The sequence below is a fragment of the Providencia sp. genome (assembly GCF_003533305.1).
In the GTDB taxonomy this organism is placed as follows: Bacteria; Pseudomonadota; Gammaproteobacteria; order Enterobacterales; family Enterobacteriaceae; genus Providencia.
Window position 1 is genome coordinate 157,886 of record NZ_DOEH01000031.1, and the last position, 23,246, is coordinate 181,131.

Annotated in this window: 22 protein-coding genes; 14 read left to right on the forward strand and 8 right to left on the reverse strand. The window is 39.5% G+C overall.

Annotated elements, in window-relative coordinates:
• The first annotated feature begins 84 nt into the window (after nucleotides 1-84).
• On the forward strand, nucleotides 85-945 hold the full coding sequence (gene rluF / locus DD649_RS19120) for a 23S rRNA pseudouridine(2604) synthase RluF (RefSeq protein WP_294110633.1): 861 nt from the start codon (nucleotides 85-87) through the stop codon (nucleotides 943-945).
• 190 nt (nucleotides 946-1,135) lie between these two features.
• Here the strand turns inward: rluF and DD649_RS19125 are convergent, their stop codons facing one another.
• Nucleotides 1,136-2,269 carry a M4 family metallopeptidase gene (locus DD649_RS19125; protein ID WP_294110635.1) on the reverse strand — a complete coding sequence of 378 codons (1,134 nt, stop codon included), beginning with the start codon at nucleotides 2,267-2,269 and terminating at the stop codon, nucleotides 1,136-1,138.
• 159 nt (nucleotides 2,270-2,428) lie between these two features.
• Entirely contained in the window at nucleotides 2,429-3,346 is a 918-nt protein-coding gene (gene hemF / locus DD649_RS19130; RefSeq protein ID WP_294110637.1) for an oxygen-dependent coproporphyrinogen oxidase, read from the reverse strand.
• A gap of 136 nt (nucleotides 3,347-3,482) precedes the next feature.
• Here hemF and DD649_RS19135 point away from each other — a divergent pair, with 136 nt between their 5' ends.
• From DD649_RS19135 to cysM, 8 genes are all read left to right on the forward strand, one after another.
• On the forward strand, nucleotides 3,483-3,914 hold the full coding sequence (locus DD649_RS19135) for a GNAT family acetyltransferase (RefSeq protein ID WP_294110639.1): 432 nt from the start codon (nucleotides 3,483-3,485) through the stop codon (nucleotides 3,912-3,914).
• Nucleotides 3,915-4,005: 91 nt separating this feature from the next.
• The gene (locus tag DD649_RS19140; protein WP_294110640.1) at nucleotides 4,006-4,644 is read left to right on the forward strand and encodes an RpoE-regulated lipoprotein; all 639 of its coding nucleotides are present in this window, start codon (nucleotides 4,006-4,008) and stop codon (nucleotides 4,642-4,644) included.
• A 215-nt stretch (nucleotides 4,645-4,859) separates the two neighbouring features.
• Nucleotides 4,860-5,756: a Dyp-type peroxidase gene (locus DD649_RS19145; RefSeq protein WP_294110642.1), complete on the forward strand. Its 897-nt coding sequence runs from the start codon at nucleotides 4,860-4,862 to the stop codon at nucleotides 5,754-5,756.
• A 358-nt stretch (nucleotides 5,757-6,114) separates the two neighbouring features.
• The gene (locus DD649_RS19150) at nucleotides 6,115-7,137 is read left to right on the forward strand and encodes a sulfate ABC transporter substrate-binding protein (protein WP_294110644.1); all 1,023 of its coding nucleotides are present in this window, start codon (nucleotides 6,115-6,117) and stop codon (nucleotides 7,135-7,137) included.
• Entirely contained in the window at nucleotides 7,137-7,967 is an 831-nt protein-coding gene (gene cysT, locus DD649_RS19155; protein WP_294110646.1) for a sulfate/thiosulfate ABC transporter permease CysT, read from the forward strand. The genes DD649_RS19150 and cysT overlap by 1 nt, the downstream gene beginning before the upstream one ends.
• On the forward strand, nucleotides 7,967-8,827 hold the full coding sequence (gene cysW, locus DD649_RS19160) for a sulfate/thiosulfate ABC transporter permease CysW (RefSeq protein WP_294110649.1): 861 nt from the start codon (nucleotides 7,967-7,969) through the stop codon (nucleotides 8,825-8,827). Before cysT ends, cysW begins: the two co-directional genes overlap by 1 nt.
• A 2-nt stretch (nucleotides 8,828-8,829) precedes the next feature.
• Complete coding sequence (gene cysA / locus DD649_RS19165) at nucleotides 8,830-9,918, forward strand: sulfate/thiosulfate ABC transporter ATP-binding protein CysA (protein ID WP_336431051.1); 1,089 nt, start codon at nucleotides 8,830-8,832, stop codon at nucleotides 9,916-9,918.
• Nucleotides 9,919-10,308: 390 nt separating this feature from the next.
• Complete coding sequence (cysM, locus tag DD649_RS19170) at nucleotides 10,309-11,193, forward strand: cysteine synthase CysM (protein ID WP_294110653.1); 885 nt, start codon at nucleotides 10,309-10,311, stop codon at nucleotides 11,191-11,193.
• 146 nt (nucleotides 11,194-11,339) lie between these two features.
• Here cysM and crr read toward each other — a convergent pair whose 3' ends face one another.
• From crr to cysZ, 5 genes are all read right to left on the reverse strand, one after another.
• On the reverse strand, nucleotides 11,340-11,849 hold the full coding sequence (gene crr / locus DD649_RS19175) for a PTS glucose transporter subunit IIA (RefSeq protein ID WP_294110655.1): 510 nt from the start codon (nucleotides 11,847-11,849) through the stop codon (nucleotides 11,340-11,342).
• A 302-nt stretch (nucleotides 11,850-12,151) separates the two neighbouring features.
• Nucleotides 12,152-13,879 (reverse strand): phosphoenolpyruvate-protein phosphotransferase PtsI, encoded by a 1,728-nt coding sequence (gene ptsI, locus DD649_RS19180; RefSeq protein WP_294110657.1) that lies wholly within the window; start codon nucleotides 13,877-13,879, stop codon nucleotides 12,152-12,154.
• A 137-nt stretch (nucleotides 13,880-14,016) separates the two neighbouring features.
• Nucleotides 14,017-14,274: a phosphocarrier protein Hpr gene (gene ptsH / locus DD649_RS19185; protein WP_294110660.1), complete on the reverse strand. Its 258-nt coding sequence runs from the start codon at nucleotides 14,272-14,274 to the stop codon at nucleotides 14,017-14,019.
• Between the two features lie 356 nt (nucleotides 14,275-14,630).
• Nucleotides 14,631-15,584: a cysteine synthase A gene (gene cysK, locus DD649_RS19190; protein WP_294110663.1), complete on the reverse strand. Its 954-nt coding sequence runs from the start codon at nucleotides 15,582-15,584 to the stop codon at nucleotides 14,631-14,633.
• A gap of 431 nt (nucleotides 15,585-16,015) precedes the next feature.
• Nucleotides 16,016-16,780, reverse strand: coding sequence for a sulfate transporter CysZ (gene cysZ / locus DD649_RS19195; RefSeq protein WP_294110665.1), 765 nt, complete (start codon nucleotides 16,778-16,780; stop codon nucleotides 16,016-16,018).
• Nucleotides 16,781-16,998: 218 nt separating this feature from the next.
• Here cysZ and zipA point away from each other — a divergent pair, with 218 nt between their 5' ends.
• The 4 genes from zipA to DD649_RS19215 all read left to right on the forward strand — a co-directional run bounded on the left by zipA (nucleotide 16,999) and on the right by DD649_RS19215 (nucleotide 21,828).
• A complete protein-coding gene (gene zipA, locus DD649_RS19200; protein WP_294110667.1) occupies nucleotides 16,999-18,039 on the forward strand; it encodes a cell division protein ZipA in 1,041 nt (346 codons plus the stop codon).
• A 57-nt stretch (nucleotides 18,040-18,096) separates the two neighbouring features.
• Nucleotides 18,097-20,133: an NAD-dependent DNA ligase LigA gene (gene ligA, locus DD649_RS19205; RefSeq protein ID WP_294110668.1), complete on the forward strand. Its 2,037-nt coding sequence runs from the start codon at nucleotides 18,097-18,099 to the stop codon at nucleotides 20,131-20,133.
• Nucleotides 20,134-20,358: 225 nt separating this feature from the next.
• Complete coding sequence (locus tag DD649_RS19210; RefSeq protein WP_294110670.1) at nucleotides 20,359-21,543, forward strand: nucleoside transporter C-terminal domain-containing protein; 1,185 nt, start codon at nucleotides 20,359-20,361, stop codon at nucleotides 21,541-21,543.
• Nucleotides 21,544-21,612: 69 nt separating this feature from the next.
• The gene (locus DD649_RS19215) at nucleotides 21,613-21,828 is read left to right on the forward strand and encodes a DUF3820 family protein (protein ID WP_294110672.1); all 216 of its coding nucleotides are present in this window, start codon (nucleotides 21,613-21,615) and stop codon (nucleotides 21,826-21,828) included.
• A gap of 11 nt (nucleotides 21,829-21,839) precedes the next feature.
• On the opposite strand, the gene DD649_RS19220 is transcribed toward DD649_RS19215, so the two are convergent.
• Nucleotides 21,840-22,256, reverse strand: a complete 417-nt coding sequence (locus DD649_RS19220; RefSeq protein WP_294110674.1) for a MarR family transcriptional regulator — start codon at nucleotides 22,254-22,256, stop codon at nucleotides 21,840-21,842.
• Between the two features lie 134 nt (nucleotides 22,257-22,390).
• On the opposite strand from DD649_RS19220, the gene DD649_RS19225 reads away from it, so the two are divergent.
• On the forward strand, nucleotides 22,391-23,143 hold the full coding sequence (locus DD649_RS19225) for an SDR family NAD(P)-dependent oxidoreductase (protein WP_336431052.1): 753 nt from the start codon (nucleotides 22,391-22,393) through the stop codon (nucleotides 23,141-23,143).
• Nucleotides 23,144-23,246: the final 103 nt, after the last annotated feature.

Genomic DNA, 23,246 nt, shown 5'->3' on the forward strand with positions numbered 1-23,246 from the left:
TCAGTCATTCAAAAATCGAGCACCAACCCATTTAAAATAGATAAAGATAAAATTTATATATGGTGCTAATAATTGAGGGTAACAATGGAAATTAATGCTTCTACTCGTCTTAATAAATATATTAGTGAGAGTGGTATTTGCTCTAGACGTGATGCTGACCGTTATATTGAGCAAGGTAATGTTTTTATTAATGGTAAACGCGCAGCCATTGGCTCACAAGTTTTTAGTGGTGATGTGGTTAAAGTTAACGGACAACTGATTGAGCCGCGTGATGAAGATGATTTAGTGCTAATTGTGCTGAATAAGCCAGTGGGCATTGTGAGCACTACCGAAAGTGGTGAAAAAGATAACATTACCGATTATGTGAATCATAGTACTCGTATTTTTCCAATAGGCCGATTAGATAAAGATTCCCAAGGTTTGATTTTTCTAACAAACCATGGGGATTTAGTGAATAAAATCTTACGTGCTGGTAACTCTCACGAGAAAGAATATATTGTGACCGTGAATAAACCGGTTACTGATGATTTTATTACTGGCATGGGCGCTGGTGTACCTATCCTCGGTACGATGACCAAGAAATGTAAAGTTAAAAAAGAAGCTCCGTTTGTTTTCCGGATCACTTTAGTTCAAGGTCTTAATCGTCAAATTCGTCGGATGTGCGAACATTTTGGTTTTGAAGTGACGAAACTTGAACGTGTTCGCATCATGAATGTGAAATTGACGGGTATTCCAGTGGGTGAGTGGCGAGATTTGACAGATGACGAATTGGTTGAATTATTTAATTTAATTGAAAAATCAGAGTCTGATGTAAAGCCAAAAAAACAAGCTAAGCCAAAAGTTCAGGCTAAACTCAATACCCAAGCAGCTAAACCTAAAGCTAAACCAGATACATCATCGCAGAAAAAATTTACCCAACCAGGGCGTAAAAAGAAAAAGCGTTAATCTGGAAATAGATTAAGAAGAGTTGTTTACTGAAAGGCTGAAGAAAAGAAATAGAAATTGAATTTCTTAGATGTAGGCCTTTTAATATCTAAATCTATTTTAATTTAAAAGTCAGCCAAATTTACGGCCGACAAAGAAAAATAGATGATTAATTGAGGCTATTTATTATTTAAAACTAATACGTTAGAACTTAGATATTCTCTAGTTGTAACCCAACATCAAGCCAACTTTGACGCGTTTTTACTGCGATATCTACACCAAACAGGTTTTTAGCCGCTCTAATTGTGGCATTAGCAAACTGTTTAAATGTTGAGGTTCGAGTAACTAGAGGGTCAGAAACTGCCGCAATCCAAATCTTCCCTGCTACATCCCATGAATTTCCACCGAGCTCGCATGCTAATAGATAGAATGCTTTATTGGGTATCCCTGAATTGATATGGACACCACCGTTATCAACAAAAATAGAGAGTTCCATATAATCATCCATGTGACCGACTTGCGGGTCATAATTGAGATTATCTATGTGGTAAGCTGTACCGGGTTCCTTTAATGAGCGTAATGCGGGGGCTCTGACTTTATCAAGGAAAAGATTTTCGCCTAATAGCCAATTAGACTCGTTTGCACTTTCGTTATTAACAAACTGTTTTACCATGATGGCAATAACATCCGCTACCGATTCATTCAGTGCACCAGATTGAAATACATAATCGAAATCTGCTTGAGAACTAATATAACCATGGGAAAGTTCGTGGGCTACTATATCAATATCATTGTAGAAAGGGCCAAAAGTTTTACCATCACCATCCCCAAAGAAAATAGCTTGAGAATTCCAAAATGCATTGGCGTAATTTGAACCATAATGAATGACCGCATTAATATCAGTATCACATCCAAACATTTTATCTATGTTTAATTTCTCTTCAAAAAATGAACGAATGATCCCGATGGAATGAAAAACATGGTGCGCAGCCATGCTAGGTGCAACGGTATCTTCTTCTTGCATAACAATGGAGAAATCTTGATGAGGCATGTGCTGATCTGTTGGCATTTTATCACGGCTGCAAATAGGTAGATCAGAATGGTTGTGATATCTATCTTCCCTGCGTTTTTTAGCATCTCTAATGATTCGATTATAGCTTTTAGTGTTACCACTAGCGCAGGAAAATAAACTTCTCTGGTATGCCGCATCTTCTTCTGAATAAGTGCGACTCATAATTTCATTAATATGGTTAAGTGTATTTTTTAAATGTATGCACTGAGTTTCTTTATAGAAATTAGAAACTAAACAAGGTGATAACAGTGAACGTCCAAGAATTTTACTCATAATTGACTCCATTTCATGTGGGTGAAATGGAATCATAAACTGCTAATGAGATAAATGTAACTAGTTGATAATTAAGGTTTTTAAGTAATTACTGCTAATTTATATTAGAGTTATAATCTCGACTCGTTACTGTTTTATTACATAAACTTGTGCCATTAGTTATTTGTCTAGCCACTCTTTTCCCAAAACTAAAAAGTCTGTATACAACTTGGCTTCTGGGCTGTCGGCTTCAGGATGATAATCATATTCCCAGCGGACTAATGGTGGCATGGACATCAAAATAGATTCAGTACGGCCTCCACTTTGTAAACCAAATAAAGTTCCTCTATCCCACACTAAGTTAAATTCTACGTAGCGGCCACGGCGATATAATTGAAATTGCCGTTCTCTATCACCCCATGAATGGGTTCGACGTTTTTCAACAATAGGTGCGTAGGCTTGTAAAAAACCATTTCCAACATCACGGGTGAAATTGAAACAAGTCTCAAAGTCGTCCTGATTTAAATCGTCAAAGAATAGGCCACCAACACCGCGTGGCTCATTACGATGTTTTAGATAAAAATACTCGTCGCACCATTTTTTATATTTAGAATAAATATCAGCGCCATAGGGTGTACAGAGGTCTCTGGCAACGGTATGCCAATGAATGACATCTTCGTTGAAACCATAATAAGGCGTTAAATCAAATCCACCACCAAACCACCATACAGGCTCACAACCTTCTTTTTCGGCAATAAAAAAACGCACATTGGCGTGAGTGGTTGGAATATAAGGATTTAGGGGGTGAATGACTAAAGAAACGCCCATTGCTTGATAACTACGACCTGCAAGTTCAGGGCGATGAGCGGAAGCGGAGGCGGGGAGTTTTTCACCTTTGATATGCGAAAAATTTACACCGGCTTGCTCAAAAATTGCACCATTCGTCAAGACACGGCTACGTCCACCACCACCTTCAGAGCGTTCCCATGTTTGTTCTAGAAAAGTTTCTTTACCATCGAGTTCAGTGAGTTTTTGGCAAATCGTCTCTTGCAAGCTTTGCAAAAAGGATTTTACACGAGCAATATCAGGGTAATTCATTGTTTTTTAATAGAACCATCAGCAAAAAATAATGGGTAAAGTATACCCTTTTGAACTAAAAAAGGCATATTGAATATTGATTGTGTTTAAAAAGCAGTGATAATGACAGAAAGCTCAGTTTAATTGGATAATTATTATGGAAATACGTATTTTCCGCCAAAGTGATTATGAAGAAGTCATTACGTTGTGGGAACGCTGTGATTTGAATGAATCTACAGGGGATCCTGAACTTGATATTGAGCGTAAATTACAATGTGGCGCAGATCTTTTTTTGGTTGCTGAAGTGACAGGTGAAGTGGTTGGTACCATTATGGGGGGCTATGATGGTATTCGCGGAACGGCTGTTTATTTAGCGGTTCATCCCGAGTACCGTGGTCGTGGGATCGCAAACGCGTTGGTAAGCCGTCTCGAAAAAAAATTAATCGCACGAGGCTGTGCAAAAATTGAATTATTGCTGAATGAAGAATTTGATGAGGCAACCTGTATGTTTGAAAAAATGTTGTATGAAGAAGAGCAGCCTGTGCGTCTGATTTATTCTAAAAAGTTATCTCATGACACCGATTTTTAAGTGTATTGACCTTATATAGAGATATTTTCTTGAATGTTTCTTTAAATAGGTTGTCACAGTATGGATTACACAACCGATTTAAGAGGATGCTATGTCTCAAAGTACAATGTCCCAAAATACAATGGAAAATGTCAGTATTATGGCAAAAATGTTAAAGGTAACCCTACTCGTGGGCACTGTATTATTGTCAGGTTGTGCAGGTACAAGTGCTTTTTCGCCATCGACTTGGTTTACGTCACCATTGACTTGGTTTAGTAGTCCATTGGTCGTGTCAGATTCAGGTGTCGGTCAAGTGACGAGTATGACGCCAATGAAAATGGATATTGTTAAAGAGCAACTTGATGACCGCTATACAATGAGAAGTGGGATGCAAATGGAAAATGGCGATGTGGTGACTATTTTCCAAGGTATTGATGATGAAAAAATTAAAATTGAAGTCATCGGGCCAGAGAATGGGTATGTTTCACGCATTATTATTAGCGACCCTGATGTAGTGACTGAATGGGATACTAAAGTGGGTACTTCATTTAGCGATATCTATGATAAAGCTTTTGGAGCTTGCGTACTTGGCGCCAGAATGAATGATATACCTACGGTTGAATGTACCGCAAAGCAAAGCAAAAAAGTGGTTTATCGATTTAGTGGCAAGTGGCATGGACCTGAAAATTTAATGCCTTCAGATAGTGACCTTAAAGATTGGCAAGTTTCACAAATTATTTGGACCAAGTAATTATCTTCTTTTGCAAAATGCCGTAAGCGAATCAAACGTTTACGGTATTATCTTTTTAATATTCCTCATCATTTTCCCTTCCTAAATATTCAGCCCTATAATAGAGGTTAAATTTCTATCAAGTCTTGCGCTAAAACAAGGTGAAAATAGCAATTAATAGGATAATATAGGTTATATAGCGTTAGATAACATATTCATTTTATGAGGTTTATAGCATGTCGCATTCCCAAAGTGGTATTTTGAAAGAACATAGTCGTTTCGGTATATTTATTGAAGCAATGGTTGAAGGCTCTCTGGACGATGTGAAATTAGCCTGTAAGCATTTCGTTGATGAACTGACGAAGTTACAATCAAAGTACCCAGATGACCGCCTTGGTGCCGTCATTGCGTTTGGCTCAGAAGTTTGGAAGCAACTTGGGCAGGCACAAAGTGCCCCTGAATTAAAACCATTTAGAGCGCTAGGCAAAGGGTTAGCACCAGCGACCCAAAGAGATTTATTTATCCATATTCAGTCATTACGCCATGATATTAATTTTTCATTGGCCCAAGCCGCATTAAAAGCATTCGGAAAATCAATTCAAGTTGTGGAAGAAATTCATGGTTTCCGTTGGGTGGATGACCGCGACTTAAGTGGCTTTATTGATGGCACTGAAAATCCGCAAGGAGAAGAAATTGCTGAAGTGACATTAATTGATAACGGCAATGATAAAGGCGGAAGCTATGTATTAGTACAACGCTATGAACATGACTTGAAGAAATGGGATCGTTTTTCAGAGCACGAACAAGAAAAAATGATTGGTCGTACAAAACATGATAGCGTCGAGTTAGATGAAGATGTGCGTAATGTGACTTCTCACGTTTCTCGTGTGGTGATTGAAGAAGACGGTGAAGAGTTGTCAATTATGCGCCACAGCCTGCCATACGGTACTGCAAGTGGTAAGCATGGTCTCTTTTTTATTGCCTATTGTGCAACGCTACATAATATTGAAAAACAATTACTCAGTATGTTTGGGGAACAAGACGGCAAATACGATGATCTGTTAAGAATGACGAAAGCTGTATCCGGTAGCTATTATTATGCGCCGTCGATAGAGGCGCTGACCTCCCTCTAAACTCGTTATATTTCAAATTGTAGCTTTTATTCATCCAAGTCGCATATTTGAGCATGCTTCTTGGGTGAATTTATTGTTACTTCGTTACAGCTCAAATTATTTGAAGTAATTTCTTAAACATATTTTCGATAAAAATAGAAAGCTAAATGAAAGGATCTTATTTATAACTCATTCAAATGAGCAGTATTCATATTGCTAACCTATTAAACTAAAAAGAGATGTTACTGCTTATTTCAATAATTTCTTTGATATTCTAATTTGATATATTAAATGGTGATTGATAACTACACAGTTATAACTAAAGCATATACAGTATTCTTCATCCTGTAGTTTTGGTTTAGTCACGAGTAGGTATCTAATGAAAAAAACGATTATCAAGAAAACAGCCTTAGCGAGCTTAGCGACATTTGCGCTCTTTGGTAGCTCACAACTTATTGCAGCCGAATTGCTGAACAGCTCTTATGATATTTCTCGTGAATTATTTGTCGCGCTAAATCCTGATTTCGAAAAACAATGGAATGAAGCGCATCCCAATGACAAGCTGACTATTAAACAATCTCATGCGGGTTCATCAAAGCAAGCTTTAGCTATTTTACAAGGCTTGAAAGCTGATGTGGTGACTTACAATCAAGTGACTGATGTCCAAATATTGCATGATAAAGGAAATTTGATCTCGGCAGATTGGCAGGCTCGTTTACCGAATAATAGCTCACCATACTATTCCACAATGGCTTTTTTAGTACGTAAAGGAAACCCAAAAGGGATTAAAACTTGGGATGATCTTGCGCGCGAAGATGTCAAACTTATCTTCCCTAATCCAAAAACATCCGGTAATGGGCGTTATACCTATTTAGCTGCATGGGGAGCATTTAACCAAGAGAATGCAGGTGACGTCAAAAAAACACGCGAACAAGTTAAACAATTTTTGAAAAACGTTGAAGTCTTTGATACTGGCGGTCGTGGTGCAACTACCTCCTTTATTGAACGAGGACTTGGGGATGTATTGATTAGTTTCGAATCAGAAGTGAATAATATTCGAACTCAGTACGGTGAGTCTGATTATGAGGTGATTGTTCCACCTGTCGATATTTTGGCTGAATTCCCGGTTGCTTGGGTCGATAAAAATGTGCAAAAAAATGGTTCGGAAGATGCCGCTAAAGCTTATCTGAATTATCTTTATAGCCCACAAGCACAACAAACAATTACCCGTTTTAATTATCGAGTTAACGATAAAACGGTAATGGCTGCGAATAAAGCTAAATTTCCTGAAACTAAGTTATTTACGGTCGAGTCGCAATTTGGAAGTTGGCCAAAAGTAATGGACGTACATTTTTCAACGGGCGGGGAGTTCGATGAACTAATGGCTCAAGGACGGCGTTAATGAGTAAGTCAGGAAAGCGTTTTCTGCCTGGATTTGGCTTAACACTCGGCAGCAGTTTACTTTATACCTGTTTGATTTTACTACTGCCACTGAGTGCTTTAGTTATTCAGCTATCAGAAATGACATGGCAACAATATTGGGCGGTGATTAGTTATCCGCAAGTTGTCGCGGCCTATAAAGTTACTTTGCTGGCGGCACTGGTTGCAAGTCTATTTAATGCTGTTTTTGGCATGTTGCTGGCGTGGATACTAACGCGTTATCGCTTTCCTGGTCGGTTATTTCTCGATGGTTTGGTCGATTTGCCTTTTGCTTTGCCTACCGCAGTTGCAGGACTGACTTTGGCAACATTATTTGCAACGTCAGGTTGGTATGGTCAATACCTTCATCAGTTTGATATTAAAGTGGTGAATACTTGGTTAGGTATTGCCGTCGCGATGGCATTTACCAGTATCCCTTTCGTTGTTCGGACAGTGCAGCCTGTATTAGAAGAACTTGGGCCTGAATATGAAGAAGCCGCACAGACGTTGGGCGCCAGTCGTTGGCAGACTTTTCGGCGTGTTGTGCTACCCGAAGTTTCTCCTGCGTTACTGGCTGGAACGGTACTCTCATTTACCCGAAGTCTCGGCGAGTTTGGTGCAATTATCTTTATTGCGGGCAATATTGCATGGCAAACCGAAGTGGTTTCGCTCATGATTTTTAGTCAATTACAGCAATTTGATTACCCCGCAGCTAGTGCTGTTGCATCGGTGATTTTAGCGGTTTCATTACTCCTTCTATTTAGTGTCAATATGGTACAAAGTCGCTTTGGTAAAAGGTTAGGGGGTAAATAATGGCTCAAATCACACCGATATCGACAGCCGATAAATTACCTATTAATTGGGGTAAATGGAGTTTAATTGCGATAGGCATCTTTTTTTCTATTTTACTTTTAGTGATCCCTATTGTTTGGATTTTTATTACTGCATTTCAAAAAGGTTTAGATGCGGTTTTAATGAATTTAGGCAATGCGGATATGCTACATGCTATCGGCTTAACCGTGCTCATTGCATTAATCACAGTGCCCGTAAATTTGATTTTCGGTACTATGATGGCATGGCTGGTGACGCGCTTTCATTTCCCGGGTAGGCAATTATTACTGACCTTAGTCGATATTCCTTTTGCCGTATCACCGGTTGTCGCTGGGCTCTTATATTTGTTGTTTTATGGCTCTAACAGTTGGTTTGGCAGCTGGTTAGAAGAATTCGATATTCAATTAATGTTCTCTTGGCCGGGTATGGCATTAGTAACAATTTTTGTGACTTGTCCATTTGTAGTTAGAGAGTTGGTTCCTTTAATGTTGAGCCAAGGAAGCCAAGAAGATGAAGCCGCAGTTTTGCTTGGTGCATCGGGTTGGAAAATGTTCTGGCGCGTGACATTACCTAACATTCGTTGGGCATTGCTATACGGTGTGGTACTCACTAACGCAAGAGCTATCGGTGAGTTTGGTGCAGTTTCAGTAGTTTCAGGTTCTATTCGAGGTGAAACTTATACTCTGCCGTTACAAGTTGAATTATTGCATCAAGATTATAATACCGTTGGTGCTTTCACCGCGGCAGCAATCTTGGCATTGATGGCAATGCTTACCTTGATAGTCAAAAGCGCATTGCAATGGCATCTGAGCCGACAGCAATCCGAGTCAGGAGTCCATTAATTATGAGTATTGAAATTGAAAAAATTGGCAAATCTTTTGCTAAAACCGAAGTTTTAAATAATATTTCTTTGGATATTGCATCGGGTGAAATGGTGGCATTGTTAGGTCCATCAGGTTCAGGGAAAACAACTCTACTGAGGATTATTGCGGGATTAGAGCAACAAAGCCAAGGTACTTTACGTTTTCATGGACATGATGTAAGCCGTATTCATGCCAAAGATCGCCGTGTTGGTTTTGTTTTTCAACATTACGCTCTTTTTCGTCATATGACCGTATTTGATAATGTCGCTTTTGGTTTAACCGTACTGCCAAGAAAAGAGCGCCCATCTGCACAAGCAATTAAACAAAAAGTGATGCAGCTACTAGATATGGTGCAATTGGCACATTTAGCATCACGCTATCCAGCACAGCTTTCCGGTGGTCAAAAACAGCGTGTTGCACTGGCGAGAGCCCTTGCAGTCGAGCCGCAAATTCTATTATTAGATGAACCTTTTGGCGCTTTAGATGCACAGGTTAGAGTTGAGTTGCGTCGATGGTTAAGACAATTACATGAAGAACTTAAATTTACCAGTGTCTTTGTTACTCATGACCAAGAAGAAGCCATGGAAGTAGCAGATAGAATTGTGGTGATGAGTCAAGGTGCGATTGAACAAGTCGGCACTCCAAATGATATTTGGCAGCACCCTGAAACGCGTTTTGTACTAGAGTTTATGGGGGAAGTGAATCAGTTGCATGGTCGTATTATTGGGTCGCAATTGCATATTGATAGTTATGAATTCCCACTAAACCATTCCAGTGCGCATCAAGGTGATGTAGATGTCTTTTTAAGGCCTTGGGATATTTCATTGAAAACTGAAGTTGATGAACAGCATCGTTTACCGGTAAGAGTGACAGAATCTGGCCCAAGAGGGCACTTTTGGCAATTGACGGTTCAGCCGCTAGGTTGGAGTAAAGATCCTATTTCAGTTATTTGGCAAAACTCAAATACTATTCCACTTAGAGGGGAGCAGTATTTCCTCGGTAGCCAGCAAGCAAAAATTTACCAAGGTAAAACAGAATTATTATTTCCCCAATTAGCTCAAAGCGCATGAATATAAACTATTATTATCTATAGTTTCAATATATATAACACCAATAAATTGAGCATTATTGGTGTTATATTCCTGAGTACCTTCCTGATTATATCCCTATCATTTACCCGTATATAAACCAATGAATTTTTATAAAGTCATTATGGTTGACGGTTCATTTAATTAATTGATATTCATTGATTTATTAGTTTTATTCCGCAAAAGAATAAGATTGGTAATATGATATTATTATTGTAATATATTATATCAATTCGCTATATCAACAATAGTAATAACAATAATCAACTCTATTTGTTAAATAATAAAAATGAATTTATTTCAGGTGTTCTGTTATTGATGTTGGGGTAGTATTTGTTATTAATTATAATAAATTAGTATAAGGAAAATGAAGTGTCAACTCTGGAACAGTTTATTGGCAATACACCATTAGTGAAACTTCAGCGTTTGACGCAAGGAATTGATGCTGAAATCTGGGTGAAATTAGAAGGGAATAACCCTGCTGGCTCAGTGAAGGATAGAGCTGCATTTTCAATGATCAATGAAGCAGAAAAACGTGGTGAAATTAAACCAGGTGATACATTGATTGAAGCGACAAGCGGTAATACGGGTATTGCATTGGCAATGATAGCCGCAGTCAAAGGGTACAAGTTAAAGTTGTTGATGCCTGAGAACATGAGTAAAGAGCGCCAAGCATCGATGAAAGCATATGGTGCAGAGCTATTGTTAGTAAATACGACGGTGGGGATGGAAGGGGCACGTGATTTGGCGAAAGAAATGGAGCAAAGGGGAGAGGGGAAAGTATTAGATCAATTTAATAACCCTGATAATCCATTAGCGCATTTTAACACCACAGGACCTGAAATTTGGCAGCAAACAAAAGGTCGTCTTACTCATTTTGTTTCAAGTATGGGAACAACGGGCACTATTACGGGTGTTAGCCGCTATTTAAAATCTCAATCTGATCATGTGCATATTGTTGGGTTACAGCCAGCAGAAAAAAGTCAAATTCCGGGAATTCGACGTTGGTCACCGGGGTATCTACCGGGTATTTTTGACAGTGAACTGGTCGATAGCGTATTGGATATTAATCAGCAAGATGCTGAGGACACGATGAGAGCGCTAGCAAGGCTAGAGGGTATTTTCTGTGGCGTTAGCTCAGGTGGTGCAGTTGCAGGGGCTCTACGAGTCGCTAAGGCGAATCCTGGTGCAATTATTGTTGCTATCATTTGTGATAGAGGCGATCGTTATTTATCAACAGGCGTTTTTGATAGCTAATTAATCATGCGCGGCGGGCTTAAAGATAAGTGCGTAGAAGATATAATTATGATTTAAAAACGAATAAATCTAAACCATCAGATGTAATATTTTGCATCTGATGGTTTTTTAACACCGGAATCAAAAAAAACGTGAATGATAATTCACTATTTTTTAATGCGCATGATAACGGTTTCACCTACGGTTACTGAACCGCTAAGTTTAGTCAATTCTTTGATTTCATCCATGTTAGAAATCACAACTGGTGTAAGAACTGATTTGGCTTTTTCTTCTAACAGCGCTAAATCAAACTCGATTACCAAATCGCCTTTCTTCACTGTTTGTCCTTCTTCAGCGATACGCTTAAAGCCTTCGCCTTTGAGTTCAACGGTATCAATACCGAAGTGAACAAAGAGTTCTATGCCATCATCCGATTCAATGGAAAATGCATGGTTGGTTTCAAAAATTTTACCGATGGTACCATCAACAGGTGCAACAATTTTATTGCCAGCAGGTTTAATAGCAATACCATCACCGACGATTTTTTCTGCGAACACAACGTCTGGAACATCTTCAATATTGACGATTTCACCTGAAATAGGTGCAACAATCTCAATACTGCCACTGCTACTTTTGTCTTCCGAAACTAGTGATTTCAGTTTGTCAAACAGACCCATGGACCTTCTCCTAATCGTTTATATGGGACCGAACTAATGCGCTGTTCCTCGGGGCTGTTGAACTATGATGCTTATTTTTTGTTGTCGGTTATCAGGTATAGCGCTTGATTAATCAGCGAAGATGAAAATTGGCTGCAATTTACGCAATAGCTAATACAAGATGACTAACAAAAATTGCCCTTCGGGTTCGATTAAAAAGCGTTTTGCATAAATTGAGTTGTAATCGCCTAAGTAGCCCACTTCTCATCTTAATTAAAACGCCTTTACACCGAACAAAATTAACTTTTAAAAGTTAACAGCTCCTAGCATAACGTTTTTTCTTGGATAAAGGTATCAACAAGTTTCATCAATTCATCTGCCGTTGGCTGAGCAAGGGCTTGTTCAGCTAATGCTTTAGTATCAGAGAAATTTGCATTACGAATTAATTTCTTGATACGCGGAATTGAAATTGCACTCATACTAAACTCATCAAGTCCCATGCCAAGTAGCAGCAAGGTTGCACGTTCGTCACCGGCTAATTCACCGCACATACCCGTCCATTTGCCTTCAGCGTGAGAAGCGTCGATAACTTGTTTAATCAAGTTGAGGACGGCTGGAGACATTGGGTTGTACAGATGAGAAATTAACTCATTACCACGGTCAACTGCCAAGGTATATTGAGTCAGATCGTTTGTTCCAATACTAAAGAAATCAACTTCTTTTGCCAAGTGATGGGCAATAACGGCAGCAGCTGGCGTTTCGACCATCACACCAACCTCGATTGATTCATCAAATGCTTTATTTTCTTCACGTAGCTGAGTTTTAAGTAACTCAAGCTCTGCTTTTAGTTCACGGACTTCTTCAACAGAAATGACCATTGGGAACATGATACGCAGTTTACCAAATTTAGATGCTCTTAAAATAGCACGTAATTGGGCGTGTAGAATTTCTTTGCGATCAAGACAAATACGAATTGCACGCCAGCCGAGAAATGGGTTCTCTTCTTTTGGTAAATTCATATAAGGTAGATCTTTGTCTCCACCAATGTCCATGGTACGAACAATAACTGCTTGGCTACCCATCCCTTCAGCGACGGCTTTGTAGGCTTGGAATTGTTCTTCTTCTGTTGGTAGAGAGTCTCTATCCATAAATAAAAATTCGGTGCGATATAGACCAACACCTTCTGCACCATTACGTTCAGCACCTGCGATATCACGGACAGTACCGATATTGGCGCAAACTTCAACTTGGTGACCATCAAGCGTAATTGCCGGCAAGTCTTTTAATTTAACTAACTCTTCTTTTTCTTGCAGGTATTCTTCTTTGAAAGCTTTAAGTTTGTCGATATCGGCTTCAGATGGATTAAGGTAAATTTCATTATTTACACCATCTAAAATGACGTAATCGCCATTCTTGATTTTACTTGTGGCATCAGAGGTACCCACAATTGCAGGGAGCTCAAGTGAGCGAGCCATGATAGAGGTATGTGATGTACGACCACCTAAATCAGTGATAAAGCCTAATACTTTATCTAAATTTAGTTGAGCTGTTTCAGAAGGGGTTAAATCCGCTGCGACTAAAATAACTTCTTTGTCGATTGCACTTAAATCAACAATAGGCATATTTAAAATATTTTTTAGCAGACGCTTACCAATGTCACGCACGTCAGCTGCGCGTTCTTTAAGATATTCATCTTCAAGCGCTTCGAGCGCTTGGGCTTGATCTTCTATTACTGAGTATGCAGCAGCATCAGCTGTTTTTTTGTCGCCTTTGATGAGAGTCACAATTTCTTGCTCAAGCTCTTCATCTTCTAACAACATAATATGACCTTCAAAAATCTCAGCTTTTTCCGCACCAAGATTTTTTTCGGCTTTCTCTTTAATGAGGCTGAGTTGTTCGGCTGATTTGTTTCTTCCTTCAATAAAGCGTTGAATTTCTTTTTCTATCTGATCATCAGCAATTTTTTTTGTGCTAACAAGAATAGGATCTTCTTTGAGGATCAAAGCCTGACCAAAAGCAAAACCTGGGGATACTAAAATTCCTGAAATCATAATATTACCTTACTACTGGTAGAAGTTCTGATGTTGCAGAGACAACAGTAATGATAAGTGATTAAACAGATATCCCCGAATGATTACATTCAGGGAAGAGATTTAAATCTGTAAAACTGACGCTCTTGCGTGCAAGATTATTCCAATTCACCCATCAGTTTAACTAAGAATTCTACTGCTTCTTTTTCATCTTCGCCTTCGGCTGAAATCGTCACAACAGTGCCTTGAGTCAAACCTAGAGTTTGTAATTTAAACAAACTTTTCGCGCTAGCTGATTTGCCATTAGAAATCAAAGAAATATCAGAAGTGAATGCTTTGGCTTCTTTCACAAATTGCGCTGCTGGACGGGTATGTAGACCATTTGGTGCTGTAATAGTGACTTCTTGCTGGAACATATTATTTCCTCAATAGCTTTAGTTTTTTATAATTACCCAGCTATTGTAGATGAAATATGCTGGGTTTGCGTATAAGTTAGATTATTAACTCGCAAAAAGGTTTCCTATTTTATTCGATATTGACCTTTTTTCTATCTTTTACCGGAAAATCAATTGGTAACGGCTAACAAAATATCTGTCTTAAACCTGATATACAATAGCTTAAAAATTGATTAATTTCGCGGTGCAAAATAATTGGTATATGTAATACTAAACCCAGAATTATAAATCATCTCAATCCGTGCTAAACTTTGATCTCTGCCACAAAAAAAGCACCAATTAGGTGCTTTTTTAACGAATAATTAACGAATTCAATACTATTCTGCTGAAATATCTGCGAACAAGACAGTTGATAAATAACGCTCACCTGATGAAGGCAAAATAACGACAATGTTTTTGTCTTTGAACTCGGGCTCTGCGGAAAGTTTAACGGCAGCGGCAACCGCAGCACCCGAAGAGATCCCCGCTAAAATACCTTCTTTTTTCATTAATTCACGCGCGGTTTCTATTGCTTCGTCATCTGTAATCTTAAAGACCTTATCAAGTAGTGTCAGGTCTAAGTTGCCAGGAATAAAGCCCGCTCCAATTCCTTGAATCTTATGTGGGCCGGGTTTAATTTCTTCTCCAGCAAGCGCTTGGCTTATGACTGGTGAGGTCTCAGGTTCAACAGCAACGATAGTGACATTCTTACCTTTAGTTTTTTTCAGATATCGAGCAATACCCGTGACTGTACCACCAGTACCTACGCCCGCTATCACCACATCCACATTGCCGTCTGTATCTTCCCAAATTTCTGGGCCCGTTGTTTTTTCGTGGATTTCAGGGTTTGCAGGGTTATTAAATTGCTGTAATAACAGATATTTTTTAGGGTTGCTATTAACTATTTCTTCAGCTTTGGCAATCGCCCCTTTCATGCCTTTTGCTCCCTCGGTTAATATTAAATTAGCCCCGAGTGCCTTTAGTAATTTACGACGTTCAATACTCATGGTTTCAGGCATTGTGAGGGTTAATTTATAGCCCCTTGCAGCCGCGACATAAGCGAGCGCAATACCTGTATTACCACTGGTTGGTTCAACTAATTCTTTATCTTTGGTAAGAAGTCCTTTTTTCTCTGCATCCCAAATCATGTTTGCCCCAATACGGCATTTCACACTAAAACTTGGGTTACGAGATTCCACTTTTGCCAAAATCTTACCATTACCAAAATGCTTTAGGCGTACTAATGGTGTGTGACCAATGGTTAACGAATTATCTTCATAAATTTTGCTCATGGGATATCCTTAAAATAAAGCGGTTAGCCTGAATATTTTTAACGTCCAAATTCAATATACCCTAAATAATTCAAATTACTGGTGAGTTACGTATGAAAATTATCCTAATTCAGCGTATCGAAGTATGCGATTTTGGTGAAAAAGTGAAAATAACACCACGGTAATTTGAAGTATAACGAGTATGATTCAACATACGTGAAGAATGGGTTAATGCAAATATGATTTGAATATAAGCTTATAACGATTCGCTATTTTATATTCAATAGTTCTATGCACGTAAGCATTTGTATTGAAGTTAATGATTAATACTTGAGCTATTTAGATGGCTATTTATTGATATTATTAAAGAATGATTGCTTTGAGAGCACATGTGCAGGTCATCCTACACATGTGCTAAGAAATGACTATATCGCAACTACTGTACTTAGAAACTAATAGCGTGAATAGCGCTCGCGATAGCGATCAACCCACATGAGGGTCGCACCACAAACCGCCACTGGCATGATGACTAAGTTAACAAAAGGCACCATCATGAGAAGGCTAATGACACCACCAAATTGAATGTTTTTCATGCGATCTTTGGCGAGTGCTTGTTTCATTTCACTGAAACCAACCCGATGATTATCAAAAGGATAATCACAATATTGAACAGACATCATCCAAGCACCGAATAAAAACCACAGCACCGGAGCGACAGTCTGACCGATACCTGGGATCATAAATAAAATTAGCAGGCCAATAGCACGGGGTAAATAATAACCTATACGGACTAATTCTCGCTTCATCATGCGAGGGACATCTTTTAATAGTTCCGCGACGCCAGCATCAGGTGCCGGAATACCGGTTAGCTCAGCTTCAAGCTTTTCGGATAACCAGCCATTAAATGGCGCGGCAATAATATTTGCCACGGTCGTAAAAAAATAACTGAAGACTAGTAAAATAGAGATGACAGCGACAGGCCAAATAAGATAATTAAGCCATTGCAACCAGTCAGGAATATAACTCATGACTTGTTCTATCCAGCCACCTAGTTTACTGTACAACCACCAAAAAGCGCCCCCTAAAAAAACAATATTGGCGATTAGAGGCAAAATAACAAAACGCTTAATACCGGGACGAGTGACGAGTCGCCATCCTTGAGCGAAATAATAAAAGCCAGAATGTGCTTTTTGTGGCGAAAATGTCGATTGGGTCATACTTCTTGTTCTCTCCTTTTCAGTTGACCCTGTATCATATAGATATGATTTTGTGCTGACTAGCCATTATTTGCTTAAAAAAGCAGCAAACGAAAGCAGAATATTCTCTTTATTGTAAGAAAATCGTTCTGAGGGTTGCACTTAGAGCGATTGACAAATAATCTTAAGGTAGTTTCCGCCGTAAAGGCATAATTATTCATCAACTAGAGATAGCAGCGATGCAGGATTTGCGTCTGATATTAGTGGTCGTAGGTGCGATAGCCATAGTCGCTTTATTACTGCATGGTTTATGGACCAGCCGTAAAGAGCGCTCTAAGTTATTTCGCGATAAACCCGCAAAACGTAGGAAAAGTGACGTTCAAGAGAATTCGTCAGATTATGATGATTCTGCGTTATTTACCGAAAAACAGTCAACATCAGGGGCTTCTGCCCAACCTGTTGCGTCTGAACCTGTACATCAGGTAAAAGAAGCGACTCGTGTTGAACCCAATATACAGTCACCATCAACAATTGAACGTGAAGTTGAACCTGAGCTAAAAGTTAGGCCAGAAAGCACGGTTCAATTAGCCAATCAAGCTCATGTAGAAAATAATGTGCGTGCTGAGCCTGTTGCTTCTCATGAAAATAGTAGACCTGAGCAACTGACGATTAATATGGCTGAAGAAAGGGCTGAACTTCCTGAAGTGAATATTCGTCCAGTCAATGGTGAACCGACAGAACCTTATTTTGATACGAACTTATCTCATAAGGAACCTCAGCCAGTACATCATGAACAAAATGCAGTGCATGTTGAGGCGAAAACTGAATCACAGGCAGCACCTTCAACAGCCGCATCTACAGCAAGTAGTAAGGAAACTGTTCTAGTCCTTCATGTTGCAGCGCATCAGGGACAAGAGTTACAAGGTGATGCTTTATTGCAAAGTATTTTGCAGGCAGGTTTCCAGTTTGGCGAAATGCAAATTTTCCATCGCCATGTTAGTCCGTCGGGTACCGGGCCTGTTTTGTTTAGTTTAGCTAACATGGTTAAACCGGGTTCTTTTGATCCTGAAACGATGACTGACTTTACTACCCCTGGTGTTTCCATGTTTATGATGGTGCCATCTTATGGTGAAGCCGCGCAAAACTTCAAGTTAATGCTACAAGCTGCGCAGCGTATTGCTTCTGATGCAGGTGGTGTTGTGCTTGATGATGAACGAAAATTACTGACACCTCAAAAAATTGAGGTGTATCATGGTAGAATTAGAAACACGTTAAGTTAATTATACGTTTTTCAGAGACCCCCTTTTTAGGGGGTTTTTTATCGTTATTGGTGAGACATGACTACGAAACATTCTATTGAAGCTGTACAGCAATCTATCGAAGCGCTAAAACAACAATTACGCTATCACGAATATCAGTATCACGTATTGGATGCCCCAGAGATACCCGATGCGCAATACGATAAGCTGATGCAAGAACTTAAAGCACTTGAAGCTCAGCATCCTGAATTAATCACCAATGATTCACCAACTCAACGTGTCGGTGCGGCACCCTTAGCGGCCTTTGATACTGTTCGTCATGAAGTCCCAATGTTGTCATTAGATAACGTTTTTGATGAAGAAAGTTATTTATCATTTGATAAACGCATCAGAGACCGATTAAAAAATCACGATGAATTAACCTTTTGCTGTGAACTTAAATTAGATGGTCTTGCTGTAAGTTTACTCTATGAAAATGGTGAATTGGTACAAGCGGCGACTCGAGGTGATGGCAGTGTTGGCGAGAATATTACCGTTAACGTGAGAACCATTCGCGCTATTCCATTGCGTTTAACGGGGGATAATATTCCGGCTCGCGTTGAAATTCGTGGTGAAGTTTTTATGCCACAAAAAGGATTTGAAGCCTTAAATGAACTCGCACGTAAAACCGATGGGAAAGTCTTTGCTAATCCACGAAATGCAGCCGCAGGTTCATTGCGTCAGCTTGATCCTCGCATCACAGCTAAAAGGCCACTGACTTTTTATTGTTATGGTGTTGGGTTGGTGGAAGGAAATACCTTACCAGACACTCATTATGAGCGTTTAATGCAGTTCAAGGCATGGGGTTTGCCGGTGAGTGACTATGTGCAGTTGCGTGTAGGGCATCAGGCCGTATTAGATTTCTATCATGAAATTGAGCAAGTTCGCCCTCAGTTAGGTTTTGATATTGATGGCGTAGTGATTAAAGTTAATTCAATCGCGCTGCAAGAAGAGCTCGGTTTCGTATCGCGAGCACCTCGTTGGGCTACAGCATTTAAGTTTCCTGCTCAAGAGCAGATGACTTTACTTAAAGATGTTGAGTTTCAAGTTGGCCGAACAGGCGCAATTACACCCGTTGCGCGTCTTGAACCTGTTCAGGTGGCAGGGGTTATGGTTAGTAATGCAACTTTACATAATGCAGATGAAATTGAGCGTTTAGGTGTTCATATTGGTGATACTGTTGTGATCCGCCGGGCAGGGGATGTTATTCCACAGATTGTTAGTGTGGTGATGAGTGAACGCTCAGCCGATAGCCGCGCAATTGTATTTCCAACCCATTGCCCTGTTTGTGGTTCTGATGTGGAACGAGTTGAAGGTGAAGCCGTTGCACGCTGTACAGCAGGCCTTGTGTGTGGCGCGCAGCGTAAAGAAGCGCTAAAACATTTTGTTTCCAGACGTGCTATGGATGTTGATGGCATGGGAGACAAAATCATTGATCAACTGGTTGAGAAAGAATACGTCAAAACACCCGCCGATCTATATCAGCTCAGCGCCGGTAAATTGACAGGTCTTGATAGAATGGGGCCAAAATCAGCTCAAAAACTTATTGATGCGCTTGAAAAATCCAAACAAACTACATTAGCGCGTTTTATTTATGCGCTCGGTATTCGGGAAGTCGGGGAAGCTACAGCAGCAAATCTTGCAGCTCATTATCATACTCTCGATGCGCTGATCGCTGCCGATGAAGATTCGTTAAAAACGGTACAAGATGTTGGCCATGTAGTGGCTAAGCATGTGGTGAATTTTTTCCGTGAAGAGCACAATCAGGCGGTGATTGCTGATTTAGTCGCTAAAGCTAATATTCAATGGCCAGAAGTTAAAGTGGTTAATAGTGAAGAAATTGATAGCCCGTTTGCCGGAAAAACGGTGGTATTGACCGGTTCAATGAATATTTTAACCCGTGATGAAGCAAAAGATAAATTGATAGCTTTAGGGGCAAAAGTTGCCGGTAGTGTATCCAAGAAAACAGATATGGTGATCGCAGGTGAAGCCGCCGGTTCTAAATTGGCGAAAGCGATTGAGCTTGGCATTAAAGTTATTGATGAAGAAGAATTGATTAATTTGCTCAATCTCTAGTTGTGAACTATATTTCTACACGGTGGCCATTGCCTTTATTTGGGTAATGGCTCACTGAGTTAATTTGATAAATCTTAATTCCGTTCTTGAAATGTGATCTGCCCCTTCTTTTTACAAAATACTCCTTCTTGGTTTTCATTTAAATGTGACATTCATCGCATTTAAATGTTACTTATTACATAGAATACGTACATAGACTGAATCTTAAATTTGTTGGAGTGGTAAATGACCTCGATCCTGCATTTCGTTTTATCCTTAGTAGTAATAGCCGCCCTTGCTATTTTAGCAAGTAGTAACCGTAAAGGAATCCGTCCTCGCTATGTGGTTCAACTACTTGTCATTCAAATTGCATTGGCATATTTGTTCCTTAAGTCGAATATTGGTGAATCCTTTGTTCTTGGTGTAGCGGGGGTATTTACCCATCTACTCGGATATGCGGCCGAAGGGACTAAATTTATTTTTGGTGGAATGATTGAAGGCAACTTAGCATTCTTCTTCTTACAAGTACTGTGCCCAATCATCTTCATTTCGGCATTGATCGGTATTTTACAACACATCAAAATCTTACCTATTATTATTCGCTTTATTGGTACCGTTTTATCAAAAGTGAATGGCATGGGTAAACTTGAGTCATTTAATGCTGTGAGCTCATTATTACTTGGCCAATCTGAAAACTTTATTGCTTATAAAGATCAGCTAAGCAGAATGTCAGAACGCAGAATGTACACCATGGCAGCAACTGCAATGTCAACGGTATCAATGTCTATCGTTGGTGCTTATATGACTATGCTAGAGCCTCGTTTCGTTGTTGCAGCATTGGTGCTTAACATGTTCGGTACCTTCGTTGTTCTATCATTAATCAATCCGTACTCACCTGAAGGTGAAGAAGATATTCAAATGATCAACTTACATGAAGGTCAAACCTTCTTTGAAATGTTGGGTGAATATATTCTTGCAGGCTTCAAAGTTGCGATGATAGTTTCTGCAATGTTGATTGGTTTCATTGCATTGATTGCAATGATTAATGGTATTTTCTCTGCTATTTTTGGTATCGATTTCCAAACTATGTTGGGTTATGTTTTCTATCCGTTCGCATGGATATTAGGTATTCCAGCAGATGAGGCCCTGCAAGTAGGCGGCATCATGGCAGTTAAGATGGTAACAAATGAATTCGTGGCAATGGATGGCTTACAAGCAATCGCAGCGGGTCTATCTGAACGTTCTGTCGGTATATTGTCTGTATTCTTAGTCTCTTTTGCTAACTTCTCCTCTATCGGTATTATCGCTGGTGCAATTAAAGGTTTGGACGAAAAACAAGGTAATACAGTGGCACGTTTTGGACTGAAATTACTGTACGGTTCAACTTTAGTCAGCTTCTTATCAGCCGCGGTAGTTGGATTGATTTTGTAAAACACAAATAAGTGTTAAAGTAAAAAACGGCGTTCATCTGAATGCCGTTTTTTTATTGTGGGAGACAAAATGGAAAAGCAAGATCTGATAGATATGGCAAATACCTATATGCCTTTTGGCAAATATAAAGGATGCATATTGATTGATTTGCCAGAGGAATATCTATTATGGTTTTATAAAAAAGGTGAATTTCCAGCTGGGCGTTTAGGACAACTGATGGAGATGGCGTTAGGATTAAAAATAGAAGGGCTAGATGGCCTTGTAAAGCCACTTAAGCGCAAGTAAGCAGTTACTGCTTACTTATGACCTAATGCGCTTGTAACCTTATTAGCGAGGGAAATAAAGAGCACTTGTTCTTCTTCGGTGAGAGCCTGTTGTATTTTCATCGCATTCTCTGTACGTCCTGTTGCTGCACGTTGTAAAAAATCCTGTCCTGCATCTGTAAGGTGAGTGATAAATTCTCGTTTATCTTGTTTTGATTGGTATTGACTCACAAAATCATATGACTTCAAAACACGTAAAAATTTAGATAAATTTTGTCGTGAGATACCAAGTAGTTGACTTAATTGCCCCGGTGTCAAATCGCCTTTCAGACGTAATATCTCAAGTACATCATACTGACCCCAAGTGACTTGTTCCGGTGTAAAACTTATTCGGCGTGCGACAAGGGTACATTGTAGCAATGACAATGCATCTTCAAGTTTATTAGACATAATTGCCTCTCTATTATTCTTTATTTAAGTATAACGACATTGTAAACATAAAACGAGCGATTGATTAACTTTAGTTAATCAAATATAGTCAATGAAATATAATTAACTAAAGTTAATCATGTGAGGGTTGAAAAATGCAAGATTTTACGAATAAGATAGCGATGGTAACGGGAGCGTCAACAGGGGTAGGGGAAGGCATCGCACAATATTTATATCTATGCGGTGCAACAGTGATCATCACAGGACGTCACAAAGGGTCATTGATTGAAGCGGCTAAGAGAATCGATGAAAAACAACAAAAAGTTATTCCAATGGTCATGGATGTGACCGATGCTGAAGCCTTTAAGGCAACAATAAACGCCATTGAGAAGCAACTCGGTGGATTGCATTACTTGGTGAATAATGCAGGGGTTACCGGCCCTCATGGCGTATCTGTGGAAGATTACCCATTAGAAGCTTGGCATGAAGTGATTAATACCGATATTAACGGTACATTTTACGGCTTGAAATACGGTATTCCGGCTATCATACGCAGTGGTGGTGGCGCAGTTGTTAATTTATCAGCCTGTAATGGTGTCGTCGGGATAGCGGGCATTGCACCTTATACTGCGGCGAAACATGCGGTAGTAGGTTTAACGCGCTCAACGGCGCTAGAGTATGCTAAAAAAGGAGTTAGAGTTAATGCTATTGGTCCCGGTTATGTGGAAACGCCAAATATTGCTGCATTACCACAAGACACACAGGCGTGGATGGCATCAACCCATCCGATGGGCCGTATGGCACAGCGAGGCGAAATAGCTAAGACGGTTGGATTTTTATTATCCGAAGACAGTAGCTTTATTACTGGCGCATTTATTCCTATTGATGGTGGATATACTGCACAGTGATACACATAGAATTAAATATAGAACGCAGTATTGCATCGTTAATTTTAGGGAATTTTAAATCAGGAAGGCTTATAAAATAGTGGTGGAGCTAAGCGGGATCGAA